This window comes from Streptomyces sp. NPDC059142, assembly GCF_042755665.1.
Classification (GTDB): domain Bacteria; phylum Actinomycetota; class Actinomycetes; order Streptomycetales; family Streptomycetaceae; genus Streptomyces.
This window is the reverse complement of record NZ_JBHZDA010000011.1, coordinates 51,830-67,412: the sequence shown is the minus strand read 5'-3', so window position 1 is coordinate 67,412 and position 15,583 is coordinate 51,830. Positions and strand designations below refer to the sequence as shown.

The following is a 15,583-nucleotide window of genomic DNA, read 5'->3' as shown; positions in this document are numbered from 1 at the left end:
GGGGGGGGGGGGGGGGGGGCGCCGGGGTCGCTACGGTCACCGCCTTTGTGTGGGGGCGAATGACACCCCCCCGCCCCGGGGCCCGCCCCGCCACGACCAAGGCGAACCTGGTCGCGCGGGCCATTCAGGACGGGCTGACCTCGCTGGACGAACTGTGACCCCGGGCGGCCGGAACGGCGGCGAGCGCCGCCCCGTCCCCCTCGCCGGAAGCGGCGCCGTCGCTCGCGGCTCCGTCGACGGCGGTGTCGAGGATGCAGGACACCTCGACCAGCAGCCGCCCCTCGCTGCGTACGGTACGCACCCGCACCCCCCGCTCGGCCGGCTCGGGGATCTCCGTCAGCGCCGTCAGCGTCGTCCGGGGGCTGTCCGTCACCACGCTCACCCGCACCAGGCCGCCGCTGCGCACCACCGTGGCGCGGGCGCTGTGTTCGGCGGTCGCCAGCGCGGCGAGCACCGGCTCGGTGAGCGCGCGGCGCAGCCGCCGGTCGACCGGGGCCGAGGCCCCGCGCACGGCGAGCTGTACATCGACGCCCTGGCGTTCGGCGACGTCGATCCCGGCCCGTAGCTCGTGGAGCAGCGGATCGTGCGCGTGGTCGCGCTCCGCGAAGAGCCGCCGCAGCCGCGCGGCCTCCACGGCGGAGCGGCGCCGTACCGCCGCGTCCCCCGGCGAGAGCGAACCGTCGGCGAGCCCGGTCAGCAACGGCAGCACGGAACGGTCGAGTTCGGCGTAGCGGGCCCGCTGGTCGGCGTGGACCTGGGCGGCGACGGCGGCCTCCGTACGGACGCGCTCCTGTTCGCGCGCGGTGGCGCTCGCGTCGGCGGCGCACTCCCCGAGCGACCGGGCGAGCATCGCGGCCGCGACCTGGAAGGTGCAGATCGCCAGGGCGCTGACGGCCATGCCGGAGGCGGCCTCCCGGGTCGGCACGCCCGCGAGCAGCAACTGGCCGAGCGTCACGGCGAGATGGCCGCCGATGAAGACGAGCGTCGGCCCCAGCCCGGCGTCGAAGAGCAGCAGCACCCCGAACCAGCCGATCTCCAGGAACGTCCAGTGCGGGGTGCCGATGAACTCCTCCACGGGCAACCGGCTGGTGGAGACCGTCGACGCCACGACGGTGCAGGTCAGACCGAGGACCACCCAGGCGCGTGGCCGCCCGCGCCCGTCGGCGCCGAGCAGCGCGTCCACCATGATGAGCAGGGTGAGCAGGGTGAACGCGAAGAGCTGGACCCAGGGCTGGTCGTAGCCGCGCAGGCTGGCGAGCAGGGCGGGCAGGGCGAGCCCGAGGTGCACGGCGGTGAGGATGAAGAGCCCGGCCACCCGCAGCCCGGCGCGCATGTCCCGGGCGATCCGGTCGGTGAGCGGATCGGCGCCGATGCCGTCGCCCTCGTCGCCGGGAGGCACAGGGGCGTCGCCGGGAGGGACGGGGGCGGGGGCGGGCGACCGCTGTTCAGACACGGGCCCACTCCAGCCGTACGGTCGTGCCCTCGCCGGGGCGGGAGATGATCGTGGCCCGGCCGCCCGCCGCCTCCATCCGCTCGACGATCGAACGGGCCAGTCCCCGGCGGTGCGCCGGTACGCGCGCCCGGTCGAAGCCGGTGCCCTCGTCGCGGACGACGACGGTGACGGTGTCGCCGTCCCGGGTCGCCGTCACCGTCGCGGCGCCGACGCCCGCGTGCCGGTCCACATTGCGCAGGGCCTCCCCGAGCGCGCCGCGCAGGGCGACGGCGGCGGGACGCGGGACCGGGCCCAGGGAGCCGGGCGTACGGTCGAACGCGGTGTGCACGGAGAGCGGATGGCCGTCGATCTCCGTGAGCAGCTCCCGGGTCAGATCGGCCGGGCCCGTCGCGTACGCCTCGTACGCCTCGTACGTCGCACCCGCCTCGTACGGCAGATCGCCGGGTGCGCCGGGTGCGCCGGGTGCGCCGGGCGCCAGGGCGGTGGGCGCGCGCTCCGCCGCCAGCCTGCGCAGGTCCTTGGCCGCCTGGGTGCGGACCACGTCCTTGGTGAGGGAGGCGCCGTGCGCCGAGACCATCAGCAGGGTGGCGCACGCGGTGTCGTGCAGGGTGGCGAGGTGTTCCCGCTCGGCCGACCGCTGCGCCTGGGCGACATCGTGCCGCCGCCGGGCCTCGGCGGCCCGCGCGCCCGCCGCGTCGGCGGCCCGGCTGCCGCGCAGCACGAGCCGGTACATGCCCTGGCAGAGCAGGGTCTGGACGAAGAGCCATCCGACGTTGGGCAGCGCGTACGTCCAGCCGTGGGGCCGGTCCAGCACCGCGCCGGCCAGATCCACGGCGGCGAGCAGCCCGGCCAGCGGCAGCGCGAGCCGTGCCGGGTGGGTGAGCTGGTAGCCGACGGCGACGATGCTGACGACGACCAGCACCCAGGTGGAGCCGTACCGGGTCTGGGAGGCCGGAATGGTCAGCGCCTGGGTGAGGCAGAGCGCGGTCAGCACCCCGAGGTCGGCGACGAGGGTCCGGCGCGGGTGACGGCCGCCCCGGGCGAGCCGGTAGTGCAGCACGCTCCAGAAGATGACCACGGCGGAGACGGCCGAGGCGGCGGGCATACCACCGACGGGCATGGCCGGTACGGCGAGCAGGGCGCCGGAGCAGACCACGACGACCCTGATCCGGTGGGCGTAGCGGAAGGCGAAGGCGACGAATTCACGTTCGGCCGGGCCGGGGACGTGCGGCTCCGGCGGGGGCGGTGGGTCCTGGTTCTTTCCCGGAGGGCTTTCCAAGGGGCCGGATTGCGTCCTGTGCGTCTCATGCGACTCATGCACCACTCGGCATCTCACCCGTCACATTTCCCGTGCCGATTGTCGGTCGATTGACCGTCACACGCCGGAGGGGTCCGGCGATACCGTTTCTCCGGTCAGGGTCCTGACGTTTCGACCGCTCTCAGGGGGGAGCGGTCATTGTGGCCGCACGCACCCCTGCCTCATGGGGGTGGGCAGGGGTACGTGCGGGATCACCCTCAGATACCTGTACGGGGTTGGTTCACCCGTACGGATGGATCCGCCCCGGGAACACTCCAGGGGTCGTCCACAGGGGCTTCCACCGGGCCGGTCGGGGGGCCGGCCAGGGGAAGCCCCGCATAGTTCTCCGCCAGTTCGGCGGCGGCGTGCGGCGAGGACGCGATGCGGTCGAGCTGCGCGAGCTGGAGACGGGTCTCGAAGGCTGACTGCGCCGGGTCGGTGTGGAGCGTCGTCGTCATGAACGACGAGAAGTGCTCGGCCCGCCACACCCGCCGCAGACAGGTGTCGGAGTACGCGTCGAGCGCGGCGGTGGAGCCGCTCCCGTACGCCTCGGCCAGGGCGCGCGCCAGCACGATGACATCGGCCGCCGCCAGGTTGAGCCCCTTGGCGCCGGTCGGCGGGACGATGTGCGCGGCGTCCCCGGCCAGCAGCAGCCGTCCGTACCGCATCGGCTCGGTGACGGAACTGCGCATCGGCAGCACGGACTTGGCGGTGACGGGGCCCCGCTCCAGCCGCCGCCCGGAGACGGCGGTCCTGCCGCCCTCCGTGCGCGGCGCCGGGCGGAGGGCGAGGCGGGCGTCCAGCTCGTCCCAGATCCGCGCGTCGGGCCAGTCGGCGGGGTCGGTGCCGTTCTCCACCTGGAGGTAGAGCCGGCTGACGGTCGGGGACCGCATGCTGGCCAGGGCGAAGCCGCGCTCCGAGTGCGCGTAGACCAGCTCGTCGTACACCGGCGGCGCCTCGGCCAGTATCCCGAGCCAGGAGTACGGATACGTCCGCTCGTACGTCGTGCGCGCGCCCTCCGGTACGGCGGTGCGCGTCACCCCGTGGAAGCCGTCGCAGCCGACCACGTACTCGCAGGTCAGCGTCTGCTCACGGCCCTCGTGCCGATAACGGACGGCGGGCGTGCCGGAGTCGGCGCCCGTCACCGCGAGCGCCTCCGCGCCGAAGAGCAGCGGACCGCCCCCGGCGAGCTGGAGGGCGATCAGATCCTTGACCACCTCGGTCTGCGCGTACACCATCACCGTGCGCCCACCGGTGAGCGCCGGGAAGTCGATACGGTGCGCCCGCCCGCCGAAGCGCAGTTCGACCCCCTCGTGGACCAGGCCCTCGCGGTCCATCCTGGCCCCGGCCCCGGCGGCGCGCAGGGCGTCCACGGTGGGCTGCTCCAGGATTCCGGCGCGCTGGCGCCGCTCGACGTAGGCGCGGTCGCGGCTCTCCAGGACCACACTGTCGACACCCGCGTTGTGCAGCAGACGTGCCAGCAGGAGACCGGCGGGGCCGCCTCCGACGATGCCGACCGTGGTGTGCATCCGCTTCTCCGCTCCGTGGTCGCCGTTGACTGCCGTTCGCGTGGTGAACTATCGTCCACCTGAGATGGGCCATGAGTCTGCGTTCACCACGGGCCCCTGTCAACGCCCCGCGTCCACGCCCCGTTCCACCGGTGTCCCGGGGCCGGCGCCGGGAGACCGGAGAGCCGAGCCGATGCCGCCGACGCCCCCTCCCCCACCTCCTCACGGGGAGCCGCCCGCCGAGGCCGTGAAACCACTGCTGCGCGGCATCCTGGTGGTGCGCGCGCTCAGCGACGCCGACGGCCGCGCGAGCATCGGCGCCCTGGTCCGCACCACCGGTCTGGCCCGCGCCACGCTCGACCGGATCGTCGCGACGCTGGCCCGCATGGGATACGTACGGCTGACCGGCCACGACGCCGTGCTCACCCCGCGCCTCATGGAGCTGGGCAACGCCTATCTGTCCGCGTCACGGCTGCCGGGACGGCTCGGCCCGCTCGCCGAACGGCTCGCGGACGAGCTGGACGAGTCGGTGTCGCTGGCCGTCCCCGACGGCGACGGCATCCGCTTCGTCCACCAGAGCACCCGGCGCCGCGCCATGTCGCTGACCTTCCGCATCGGCGATCTGCTGCCCGCGGAACGCACCGCGCCGGGGCCGCTGATCGCCGCCGGGTGGACCGGGGAGGAGTGGGAACGGTGGCGGGCGCGCCGGGCCGCCGACCCCGAGGACCGGGGGTTCCCCGCCGTACCGCCCCGGGACGACAAGGCCGCGCACGGCGTACGGACGGGCCACGCGCGGCGCTTCGAGGAGCTGGCGGCGCGGGCCCGGGAGGACGGCTGGGCGCTGGACGACCAGCTCATCGAACCGGGGCTGATCGCCCTCTCCGTACCGCTGCGCACCCCGACGGCGCCCCGGGCGGGAGAGCCCGTCTGTGTCGTGAGCGTGGTCAGCCACACCAGCCGGCACAGCGCCGCCTCGCTCCGGGAGACGCTGCTGCCCCGGCTGCGGGCAGCCGTGGCCGGGATGGAACGCGAACTGGCCCGCCCGGCCGCAGGACCCGCCGCCGGGGAGCCCGCCGCCGGGCGGCTTCCGGGAGAGGGACGACGTTCCGGGCTGGCCTCGTGGACCGGCGCGTCCAAGCAGGAGCTGGGGCGGGAGTTCATCGAGTCCCTGGCCCGGGGGCTGACCGTACCGACCGCGTTCGGCGAGGGCAGGGACGCGCTGACGCTCAGCGCCGTCGCCGAGGCCACCGGCCTGGCCAGGGCCACCGCCCGGCGCGCCCTGATCACCCTGGAGCACCTGGGCCATGTCACCGCCGCGCCGGACCGGACGTTCCGGCTCACCCCGCGGGTGCTCTCGCTCGGCTACCCCGCCCTGTCCCGTACGACGCTCCCCCAGATCGCCGCGCCCCATCTGGCCGCGCTCGCGGGGCGGGTGCAGGACTCGGCGTCCCTGGCTGTGCTGGTGGGCGACGACGTCCAGTACACGGCGCGGGTGGCCACCCGGCGCATCATGAACGTCAACATCACCACCGGCACCCGCTTTCCCGCGTACGCGACGTCCATGGGCCGGGTCCTGCTGGCCGCCCTGCTGGACGAGCTCCCGTACGACGCCCTCGTCGCCCGCCTCGCCCGGGCCGGACCGAGGCCACTGACCCGTCACACGGTGACGGCCCCCGCCGAACTGGCCGCACTGCTGGACGGCGTACGCAGGGCGGGGTACGCCCTGGTGGACGAGGAGCTGGAGGAGGGGCTGCGCTCCATCGCGGTACCGGTCGTGGACGGTACGGGCACGGTGGTGGCGGCCCTGAACGTCGCCATGCACACGAGCCGCCGCGATGTCGGGGCCTGCCTCGCGGAGGTCCTCCCGGAGCTGCGTGCGACGGCGGCGCGGGTGGAGGCGGACCTCGACGTGGCGGGCCGCTTCACCCGCGTACCGACGGTATGACACGGCGGAAGGACCCCACCGGACGGCGGGGCGCCTGACCGGGGGGTCCTTCCGAGGCGACGCGGGGTCAGTGACCGTTGCGGCTGCCGTTGTTGTTTCCGTTGTTGTTGTTGCCGTTGTTGTTGTTTCCATTGCCGTGGTTGCCGTTGCCGTTGCCGTTGCCGTTACCGGCATCACCGGCACCCGCGTCAGCGGCACCATCACCCGCACCGGCGTCAGCAGCGCCATCACCGGCGCCCGCGTCAGCAGCGCCATCACCCGCACCGTCACCGGCACCCGCGTCAGCGGCGCCATCGCCGGCACCGGCATCAGCGGCACCATCACCCGCACCCGCGTCAGCGGCACCGTCGCCCGCACCGGCATCAGCGGCACCGTCGCCGGCACCTCCGTCACCGGCACCTCCGTCACCGATCTGGGCGCCGACGGCTTCCAGGGCGGTCGTCACCGGCTGGAAGAAGGTCTCGCCGCCGACGGTGCAGTCACCGCTGCCGCCGGAGGTCAGACCGATGGCGCCACCGTCCGCGGTGAACAGCGGACCACCGCTGTCGCCCGGCTCGGCGCAGACGTTGGTCTGGATGAGGCCGTTGACGATGTCGCCGTTGCCGTAGTTGACGGTGGCGTCCAGACCGGTGACCGAACCGTCGGCCAGCCCGGTGGTGCTGCCCATCCGGATGACTTCCTGGCCCACGGCCGCCTCGGCAGCGGCGGCGATCTCCACGATCTGGCCGTCACCGGTGTCGACCGTGCTGAGAGCCTCGGTCGCCGGGTCGTCGTACGCGGCGAGGGCGAAGTCGCCACCGCCCGCGAAGGTCGCGTCCTGGATGGTCGCGATCGGCTGCCCGTTCTGGGCGTCCGCCCACTCGGCGGCGGCGACACCGCAGTGCCCGGCCGTGAGGAAGCCGGGGGCGCCGTCCGCCGTCACGACGTTGAAGCCCAGGGAGCAGCGCGCGCCGCCACCGAAGATGGCGTCACCGCCCGCGGCCAGGGGCTTGAGCTCCCCGGCGCTCCGCTTGATACGGGCCACGTCGGAGCCGAGCGACTTGACGGTCGACTCGATCTGGTTCCACTCGGCACCGTTCACGGTGCGGTCGGCGGTGACCTGGATCTGGTTCGTCCTGGGGTCGACGGACCAGGCAGTGCCGGGGATGGTGGCCTGCGCCTTCAGTGTCTGCGAGGCGGCCTTGAGCTGGGCGGTGCTGTTCTTGACGTTTCTGACGACGGCTCCGGCCTGCTTGGCCCGGAGCGCGACCTTGTTGTTGTCACCGACGACGTTGATGACGATCTGCTGCTTCGCGGAGTCGTAGTACGACCCGGCGAAGGCGTCGCCCAACTGCGCCGCGATCTGGGAGGAGAGATCCCCGGCAGCCGCCGCGGTCACCCTCTTGGGCGCCGGCTCCGGCTCGCCGCCCTGTGAGGCATTGGCGTTCGGCAGCAGAATCGCGGCCGCCGCAACGGCTACAGCGCCACCCCCGGCGAATACGATCTTCCGCTTGGGTATGCGTTTGTGGCTCAACTCAAGACCTCCTGTGGGGACGGAGTCCGCTCGCCGGCAGCAGACGAAGAACGCTCGGCCCTGTATACGGAGGCGACCCGATACGCGTTCAACACAACTTCCCCGCAACCGAGTTCACCCGCTCCGGAACGCGTCCACCCCTCACCAGGACCTCCGGGACATAACCCGCTGAAGGGCACCAATCAGCCTGGCTACAATCAGCCGATGCGTCCCCTCAAATGCGGCTATGCCCATCAGACGCTGGGCGACGGCAAACCCATCGAGAAGGCCTTCGAAGGCCACGATTCTGCCGAGTGGTTCGCGTGCGAGCGCATGTCACTGACCGCATTACAGGCCCACGTCCCGGTTCCCTCCGCTGCTCCTGGCACACGGGCACACCCTCACACTCGGCCTCGTCCCGGGCACCCCCGGCCAGGAGCTCATGGACGCCGGGCACGCGGACACGGCCCTGCGGACATGCGTCGAGACGCTGCGCCGCATGCCCGCCGCACCCACGGATTTCCTGCGCACCGCTCCCGACACCGCTCCCGACACAGACACCGCCCCAGGTACAGGTACAACCTCCTACTGGACCCGTCCACCCACCAGGTCACGGCCGTGGTCACTGGGAGTTCGCCCATGCCGGCGACGCGGCGGAGGACCTGGCGTGGCGCGAATAGGCCGTGCGAACACACCACCCGACCCACCGGACATCCCTCCGCCCGCCCTTCACCACGTACTCCGGACTAGACTCTGTTCCCTCCCGGCAGCTCCGCAGGGCGGCCATGCTCACGCGGTGCACCTGATACCACGAGTTCTGCCGGCGATGGAAACCGGACGGCCCGGGTGTCCGGCTGTGGGAGGAACGCTTCCGGACCAGCGCAGCCTGGGAAGAGGAACCGGACGAGAGGCCTGAGCCGCTGCACGGGTGAGGCCGAGGAAACCGTTCACTCGGACCGACAAGGGGGAGCAGCCAGTCGTCATGTCCCGTGATGCGTGAACCTCACGTGTTCACGCATCGTCGCCGCAGCGCCTTCGAGGTCGGCCACGCGGGCCGCGAGCGTCGCCTCGGCCAGACGTGGAGGAAGAGCCGCGCTGAACTTCAGCCCGTTAAGTGCGCGGGGATCCACCGCAGGAAGGCACAGTTGCTCCGTGCCGTGCTCCTTCGCCTGTCTCCATTCCTGAAGGGTGAGATCTTCGCGGAGCCGGATGTACGTGTCCGTGGGACGCTGCAAAGGGTCAGCAACTGAACTGAGCGAAGCCGCCAGGGTGACATTGGCCTTGTATCCGGCCCAGGTCCACCACCGAACGTTCGTGTCGCGCCCCCCCCTCAGGAGGACGGTCGCATCCGGGTGGACCAGCTCAGCGGCTCTTTCCCGCACCTGACCGAGGGCGCTGTCGGCGCGCCGGGTGAGGGTGACAGGTGGTGTCGCACCGAGCAGCACCTCCCGCGCCGCACGGGTGAGCGCACGGGACGCCGTACGGGTCAGCCCGATGCCTCCCCATCGGGCCTTGCCGCCCCCGTCCACCGGCTCGACGAAGCAGCGCCGCCGGGACCAGTCGATGTAGGTCACCTGCCAACTGCGCCCGGCGAGCAGCAACCGCCGCGGTCCGGCAACCTCTTCGGTGAGCAGCGCCGGGTCCGTCGTACCGATCTCGGTGCGCCCCGACAACACGGTGAACTCCGGTGCCGCGGTGAAGACCGCGGTGAGGTCCATGAAATGCCGGTAGCCGAAACGGCGTTCGGCCTCGGGGCCGAGGAACATCATCCCACCGTCCCGGTTCAGATACCCCTCGTCGATGAGATGCCGCACGATCGGCTCCGCAGTCGGGCCGAACGGGCCGAGTCCACCCCACCATTCCTGCCACAGCCGGTCGCCGACCCGGTGTTCCTGGAGACAGAGCGCCAGTACCTGCTGAGCGACGATGTGCCGGGGCTCCGGCGGCGCGACGACCGGCTCCACCCAGCCACGGGACCAGAGCAGGAGAAGCGCCGCCGCCGACAGCAGACCGGACTCGTCGACGGCGAGGAAGAGACAGTTCCGCAGTGCTCCCGGACGCCGCCCCGTACGCCCGAGGCGTTGCAGGAACGAGGCCACACTGCCCGGTGCGTCGATCTGCACGACCCGGTCCAGGTCTCCGACGTCGATGCCGAGTTCCAGTGTGCTGGTCGAGACGATCACACAGTCCCGGGCTTCGGCAAAGGCTTCCTCCGCCCGCCGCCGCTCGTCCACGGACAACGAAGCGTGAGACAGGAAGGTCGTCACTCCTTTTGCTCTCAGGGCCTCGCCGAGCTGCTCCACCTGTCGCCGTGATTCACAGAACACCAGCCGCTTCTCACCCCGGTGGAGGGCCGCGATCACCGTCGCCGCGTTGGCCAGTGATCCCACATAGTCCAGTTGGACATCCCCGGGCGGCGGCGCGGCCGGTGCTTCTTCCCGCAGGTGCGGGGCGACGACCCGCGCCGGCCGCTTGGCCGCCCCCGATCCCTGCAGCCAGGTCAGCAGTTCTTCGGGGTTGCCCACCGTCGCGGAGAGCCCGACACGCTGAACCGGTCGGCCGGCCACACGTTCCAGCCGCTCCAGTACGGCCAGCAGATGCCAGCCCCGGTCGTCCCCCGCGAAGGCGTGCACCTCGTCGACGACGATGGTGCGCAGCCCGGAGAAGAAGGCCCGGTGGTCGACGTTCGTGCTGACCAGCATCGCTTCCAGGGATTCCGGGGTGGTCAGCAGCACGTCCGGCCGTTCGCGCAGAATACGCTTGCGTCGGGTCCCTGGGACATCACCGTGCCAGAGCGCCGCGGTGCGCCCCAGCCAGGAGGTGTACGTCTCCAGCCGTGGCAGCAGATTGTTCAGCAGCGCCTTGAGCGGACAGACGTAGAGCACGGAGGTACCGGTCCAGCTCTCCTGCGCCATGCGGGACAGCAGCGGGAAGGCAGCAGCCTCGGTCTTACCGCCGGCGGTCGGGGCCAGCAGCACGGCGTCCGAGCCGTCCATGAGAGGTGTAATGGACTCTTCCTGGAGTGGCCGCAGTCCTGGCCAGCCCAGGGTGTTGACAATGTGGTGAACCACTACCGGGTGGAGCCGGTCGACGGCGGACTGCGTCACGCCCGCCTCACAGTTCGAGAGCGATGTCGTCGACCGATTCCGCGAGCAGCGCCGCCGCGTTCCGCTCCACCTCGGTCAGCTCCGACGGCGACATGGTCGGCGCATAGTGCTGACGGGGATCGAAATCGTCGAACTGGTCGACCCTGTCCAGGACATCTGCCACGAGCTTTTTGAGGAAGAGGCGTGGTGCGACACCGACCTTGCCGCCGAGGCCTCCGGTGACCGCACGCGCAAGATCTGCCAGATAGCTATCGTCCACCACGGTCTGGACACGCCCTGATGTGCCGGACCCGGTGGCATAGATATCACGTACCCGGATGCCGAGTTCGGTGAGGGAATCCACCGTGAAACCGGGGAGCCGCAGTTGCACGGCTCGCGGGTTGTCGAACCGTGCGTCGGTCGAGAAGTCGGTGGCAAGCCGCTGGGCCAGGGGTGCCAGCCGATTGACGCCCTGGGGTCCGTCATAGAAGGCGGGTGTACCGGTCACCACCAGATAGAGGCCGGGGAATCGCCCTGAGTGCACTTCATCGATGAGCTGTCGCAATGAATTGAGCGCTTTGTCCCGGGCATCGGAGCGAACCCGTTGCAGTGTCTCGACCTCGTCCAGAACGAGCAGCAGCCCTGGATGTCCGGAGTCCTTGAGCACGGAGAGCAGACCCTGAAGAAAGCCCAGGGCACCGAAATGGTCCAGGTCGCCCCGCACTCCCGCGGTTCGGCGGACCGCCGCCGCCACATGCGGCTGGCCTCCCAGCCATGCGACGAGCGAGTCCGCCGTGGCTCCGTCGGCTGCCTCCTGTGCCTGGTGGTATCCGCGCAGCGCGGTCGCGAACATCGGGGCTGTACGGGACACTTCCGCGAGCCTGCCGGCCATGAGGTCCGCGACCGCGGAGGGCAGTTCCTCTTCCGAAGATCCCGCGCTGAGAGCGTCCTCCTCCAGCGCGTAGAACCAGGCATCGATCACCGGGCGGAAGGCACTGGGCGGGTAGCTGGAGGTGGCGAGCCGTTCGGTGAGCCGCCGGTAGACCGTCTCCAGTTTGTGCAACGGGGTCTCGTTCTCGGACACCTGCACTTCGGCTACAGCGAAGTTCCGCTGCTTGGCGCGCTCCCCCAGCCAGCGGGTGAAGAAGGTCTTCCCTGACCCGTACTCGCCCCGTACGGCCTTGAAGACCGCAGTTCCCCTTGCTACCGCGTCGAGTTCGTCGTCCACGGCCGTTTCGAAACGCCGCAGGCCGACAGCGAGAGGACCGAGCCCGGATTCTGGCACCGCGCCGCGCCTCAGCGCGTCGATCAGCCGGCTGCGGCGGGCCGGGCTGAGGCCGCCCACGTCCGTCGTCACTTGCCTGTCCCCATGAGGTGCCCCGGAAGACCGAACTGCTGTCCGAGCTGGTCCAGGTCCAGCCTCAGAGACCTTCCACTGTCCACCAAGGTCAGCACCTCCACCTGGTCGTAATTGAGAACCCGCTGGAGCGTTGCGGCGAACCCTGCGGCACGAGCCGGGCGTTTCCCCGCTCGCTCGGCCACCGCCGAGACCGGCATGATCATGTGCGCCTCGATCAGCGCCCTCACCGCAGCACCGACATTGGCGAAGTCCTCTTTCCGAGGCAGCGCTTCGAGCTGTGCCTGAAGGATGTCGGAGGAACGAAGGGCCTCGATCAACTGGTCGATGCGTGAGGCACCTGAGTCCTCGGAGGGGGGCGGCGGAGACTCGATCGTGTCCGGCAGCTCCAGAACGGCCTGGCCCGATGCGGCCTCGGCGGCTTCACGCTCCGCAGCGCGGCGGCGCAGCGTCGCCGCGGAAGCACGGGGCTTCGCGGTGGGCGAAGGAAGGGAGGGCCGGCGATCGGCGACGACAGGGGGATGGCTGCCTGCTTCGAGTGACCACCAGCGGGGGCGCTGCGGGCCGAGCTCACGCCAGCCCTTCGGCACGCTGGCGCCACGAGCCGCGAACGCGAGTACGGGGATGGCCACTTCGGCGAGAGCGGCTCCGCCGTGATAACCGGCCTGCCGGTTGCCGTATCGGGATGTGGAGTCCCACAGGGCCACGATCCGTTGCCCGTGGGAGACGACCCGGCGTCCGGAGAGTGCGACCTCGCCCTTTCCGGCCCCGCTGGTCCCTGAGCGGTGGCGCGCCGACAGGGCATCTGTCGCGGCCACCTTGTCCGAACCCCGGTCGATGATGTGTCCGTGGTCAGAAGTGATCACCACAGCACGGCCGTTGACCCGGGCCGAAGCCAGCAGTTCCTCCATGCCGAGCAATTCGCCGAGCTGCCAGCTGGAGACCGGCCGGTCCTCTCGCAGCCGGTCGTCGATCGTGTTCACCACCACCGCGACATGGGTCTCGGGATCAGCGAGGGCTTCGCCGAGTTCGGCGCCCAGTGGCGCCCCGGCCTCGCCGCGCAGTCCGGCCTTGTGGAACAGCCGGACCGTGGCACCGTTCCAGAAATGGTGCGAGGCGAATCGGCCGCGCTCCTCGCCCTGGGTCACTTCGACGAGTTCACCGGCGAACAGCGACCCTCGGGACACCGTCGTGATGCTGGGCAGCGCTGACGTCATCGCGCGCCTGTACGGCGGGCCCGGAACATCGACGACAGGATCGTGTTCCACCCAGGCACGGGCCCGCAGTTGCTCCGCGAGGTCAGCCGTTATGGCCGCACTGGCACCGTCGAGCAACAGAAAGAGCAGGGGATGACGTCCAGTCCTGGGCGGCTTCACCACGGGAGCCAGCACCCTGGCGGCGAACGACTCGACCATCAGCGCATCCGTGGGCCCGGACTCCGATGCGGTCTCCTCGGCAAGCCGCACTGCGAATTTTTCGTCGACCGCGTGTCGTCGCGCCCGTACCGCCGTGTGCAACGCGGAATAAGCCCGCCTCAGGTCGGGGTGGGCACTGTCCCCGTCATGGATATAACCATCGGCAAGGTCCACCCATCCGTACTCCGTGATGTGCCGGTCGACCGCCTGGGCCGCGGTGGCGAAGTCCGTCTCCTCGTGCGACGCCAGCCACTGCACCAGACGCTGGGCCATTCTGATCCGGACGAGTGAACCGCTGTGGCTCTCCCAGCCTGCCAGCGCGTGGTCATCCAGCGCCTGTACGGCGTCGGCCAGGCTCTGGAGGCGCCGCGCGGAAAGCTGCCGTACGGCATCGGCGCGTACGCACTGGATCAGTTCGCGCGCGACGACGCCGTAGCGCGACTGAAGCCCCGACCTCAGCAGCGTGCTGGTACCCGCTGCTTCCTCAGCACCGAACTGCCTGATCAGCGTCTCCGCCCGGTCCAGTACGGCATGAGGGTCGGCTCCGCCCGGGGTGTCCACGGCGCTGGTCCTACTGACCACCAGCGCACGCACATACCGCTGCGTCTCCGCACCGAACACCGCGAATACTTCGTCCGAAAGACCGACGGCGTCGAAGGCCTGCTCCACCCGCCCGCGCGGCCGGTCCGCCGAAGGCGGGGCATCCGGACCCCATAGTGCCGAACACACCAGTCCCATGGGTACGGCGTCCGCACCCCGGCCCGCGTCGAAGAGCGCGAACAGCGCGGCCAGCGCCCCCGCCGACTCCCCGGCACGGTCCTGGTCGGTCAGCCATTTCATCAGCCCCTGACGTTCGTCGTCGCCCAGCGCGGCCAGCCGCTCAGCGGCCCCGGGCACCAACGACCAGGCAAGGAATCCGTGCAGGTCGAGCGCGTGGGCGTTCAGCCGGTGCGTCGAGGTCGAGAGCCGGGTCGCCGCAAGACTGGCCAGCGCCGTGTCACGGGACAGCACCACCCCGGGAACCTTGGGCCAGCTGCCCTGAGCCGCCGCGTCGATCAGCGCCTCTGCCGCCCATCCTTCGGCGGTCAACCGGGGGTCCAGCTCACGCGCGCCGAAGATCTGCCGGACGACGGACCATGGCTCTATGGGGTAGACCCGGTTCTGGTACACCCGGGCGAGCAGCCCGGAGCCCAGCTCCGACTCTTCGGCATCCGTCAGTACGGCCAGCAGCTCACCGGTTTCGGCTTCGCGATGACGGGTGACCGTTTCCAGCACGGCGAGCGGCGAGACGGCCGTCACGACCCGGACCGTACGGCCACGGCCGAGCGGCAGCAGGTCCGGGCCGTCCCAGACCGGTTCGGCACGAATCAGCATGATGCGCGGTTCCCCGGCCGAGAAGGTCCGGCTCTGGACGACCTGAACGATCGCGGCGGGGTGCGCTGGACGGGCCCGCCCCCGCAGGGAGCGGGCCTCGGACGGTACGGAGGTGCTGCGGGTGGTCACGTCTGTTCAACCGTCTGCCAGATGACCTGGATACGGGCCCCCGGATCCAGCTTCGCGACTGCTGCGAGTTCGGCCCCGAGCCGCGCGGCGGCCTCGGCGCTTTCTGCCTCGAACCGGCCGCTGTGAACCGTTCCGTCACTGTCCGCCCCCGTCTCGTCCCGGTCTACAGGCGATGTCCGCGGAGCCGGGACGGGCGCAGGGTCGGCCGTACCGCGCGTATCGCCTTCCGGCGCGGATGCGGGATGGCCCTGCGAACGGCCGTCCCGCTGAGCAGTGTTGGCCCGTCCGACGAGGTCGGTGATCTCCTTGCGCGTGCGCTCCAGTACGGGCGGCAGGTCGACGGCGTTCTGCTCGGCACGAGCGGCACCGTGCAGGGAGTCAAAAATGGCGCGGGCCTCTGTCGCGTACGGCTCACGGAGTGTACCCGCCATGGCGAAGACGTTGGGTGTGGGCGGGCTATCGCCCCCCCGCCCCCCGCCGCCCACTGCCTGGGGGGCTGGGCCGGCTCAGCGGGCCGGGGGGCGCCC

The 15,583-nt window shown here is 71.3% G+C and carries 9 protein-coding genes; 1 reads left to right on the top strand and 8 read right to left on the bottom strand.

Going from position 1 to position 15,583, the window contains the following annotated elements; all coding sequences use genetic code 11:
• Window positions 1-124: 124 nt before the first annotated feature.
• The 3 genes from ACFXPK_RS06655 to ACFXPK_RS06645 form a co-directional block, all read right to left on the bottom strand.
• Window positions 125-1,453, bottom strand: coding sequence for a hypothetical protein (locus tag ACFXPK_RS06655; protein ID WP_385072412.1), 1,329 nt, complete (start codon window positions 1,451-1,453; stop codon window positions 125-127).
• Entirely contained in the window at window positions 1,446-2,732 is a 1,287-nt protein-coding gene (locus ACFXPK_RS06650; protein ID WP_385072409.1) for a sensor histidine kinase, read from the bottom strand. Before ACFXPK_RS06650 ends, ACFXPK_RS06655 begins: the two co-directional genes overlap by 8 nt.
• 236 nt (window positions 2,733-2,968) lie before the next feature.
• Window positions 2,969-4,279 (bottom strand): 4-hydroxybenzoate 3-monooxygenase, encoded by a 1,311-nt coding sequence (locus ACFXPK_RS06645; RefSeq protein ID WP_385072407.1) that lies wholly within the window; start codon window positions 4,277-4,279, stop codon window positions 2,969-2,971.
• A gap of 172 nt (window positions 4,280-4,451) precedes the next feature.
• Here ACFXPK_RS06645 and ACFXPK_RS06640 point away from each other — a divergent pair, with 172 nt between their 5' ends.
• Window positions 4,452-6,203: an IclR family transcriptional regulator C-terminal domain-containing protein gene (locus ACFXPK_RS06640; protein ID WP_385072404.1), complete on the top strand. Its 1,752-nt coding sequence runs from the start codon at window positions 4,452-4,454 to the stop codon at window positions 6,201-6,203.
• Between the two features lie 67 nt (window positions 6,204-6,270).
• Here ACFXPK_RS06640 and ACFXPK_RS06635 read toward each other — a convergent pair whose 3' ends face one another.
• The 5 genes from ACFXPK_RS06635 to ACFXPK_RS06615 all read right to left on the bottom strand — a co-directional run bounded on the left by ACFXPK_RS06635 (window position 6,271) and on the right by ACFXPK_RS06615 (window position 15,487).
• Entirely contained in the window at window positions 6,271-7,716 is a 1,446-nt protein-coding gene (locus tag ACFXPK_RS06635; protein ID WP_385072401.1) for a S1 family peptidase, read from the bottom strand.
• A gap of 959 nt (window positions 7,717-8,675) precedes the next feature.
• Window positions 8,676-10,802, bottom strand: coding sequence for a DEAD/DEAH box helicase (locus ACFXPK_RS06630; protein WP_385072398.1), 2,127 nt, complete (start codon window positions 10,800-10,802; stop codon window positions 8,676-8,678).
• A gap of 7 nt (window positions 10,803-10,809) precedes the next feature.
• Complete coding sequence (gene brxD / locus ACFXPK_RS06625) at window positions 10,810-12,138, bottom strand: BREX system ATP-binding protein BrxD (RefSeq protein ID WP_385072395.1); 1,329 nt, start codon at window positions 12,136-12,138, stop codon at window positions 10,810-10,812.
• On the bottom strand, window positions 12,135-15,056 hold the full coding sequence (gene pglZ, locus ACFXPK_RS06620) for a BREX-2 system phosphatase PglZ (protein ID WP_385072392.1): 2,922 nt from the start codon (window positions 15,054-15,056) through the stop codon (window positions 12,135-12,137). The genes brxD and pglZ overlap by 4 nt, the downstream gene beginning before the upstream one ends.
• Entirely contained in the window at window positions 15,053-15,487 is a 435-nt protein-coding gene (locus ACFXPK_RS06615) for a hypothetical protein (RefSeq protein ID WP_385072389.1), read from the bottom strand. The genes pglZ and ACFXPK_RS06615 overlap by 4 nt, the downstream gene beginning before the upstream one ends.
• Window positions 15,488-15,583 lie beyond the last annotated feature (96 nt).

Bases quoted from the DNA above. Each gene is read 5' to 3' on its own strand.
- ACFXPK_RS06645 (WP_385072407.1), bottom strand. From the start codon at position 4,279: ATGCACACCACGGTCGGCATCGTCGGAGGCGGCCCCGCCGGTCTCCTG.
- ACFXPK_RS06640 (WP_385072404.1), top strand. From the start codon at position 4,452: ATGCCGCCGACGCCCCCTCCCCCACCTCCTCACGGGGAGCCGCCCGCC.
- ACFXPK_RS06615 (WP_385072389.1), bottom strand. From the start codon at position 15,487: ATGGCGGGTACACTCCGTGAGCCGTACGCGACAGAGGCCCGCGCCATT.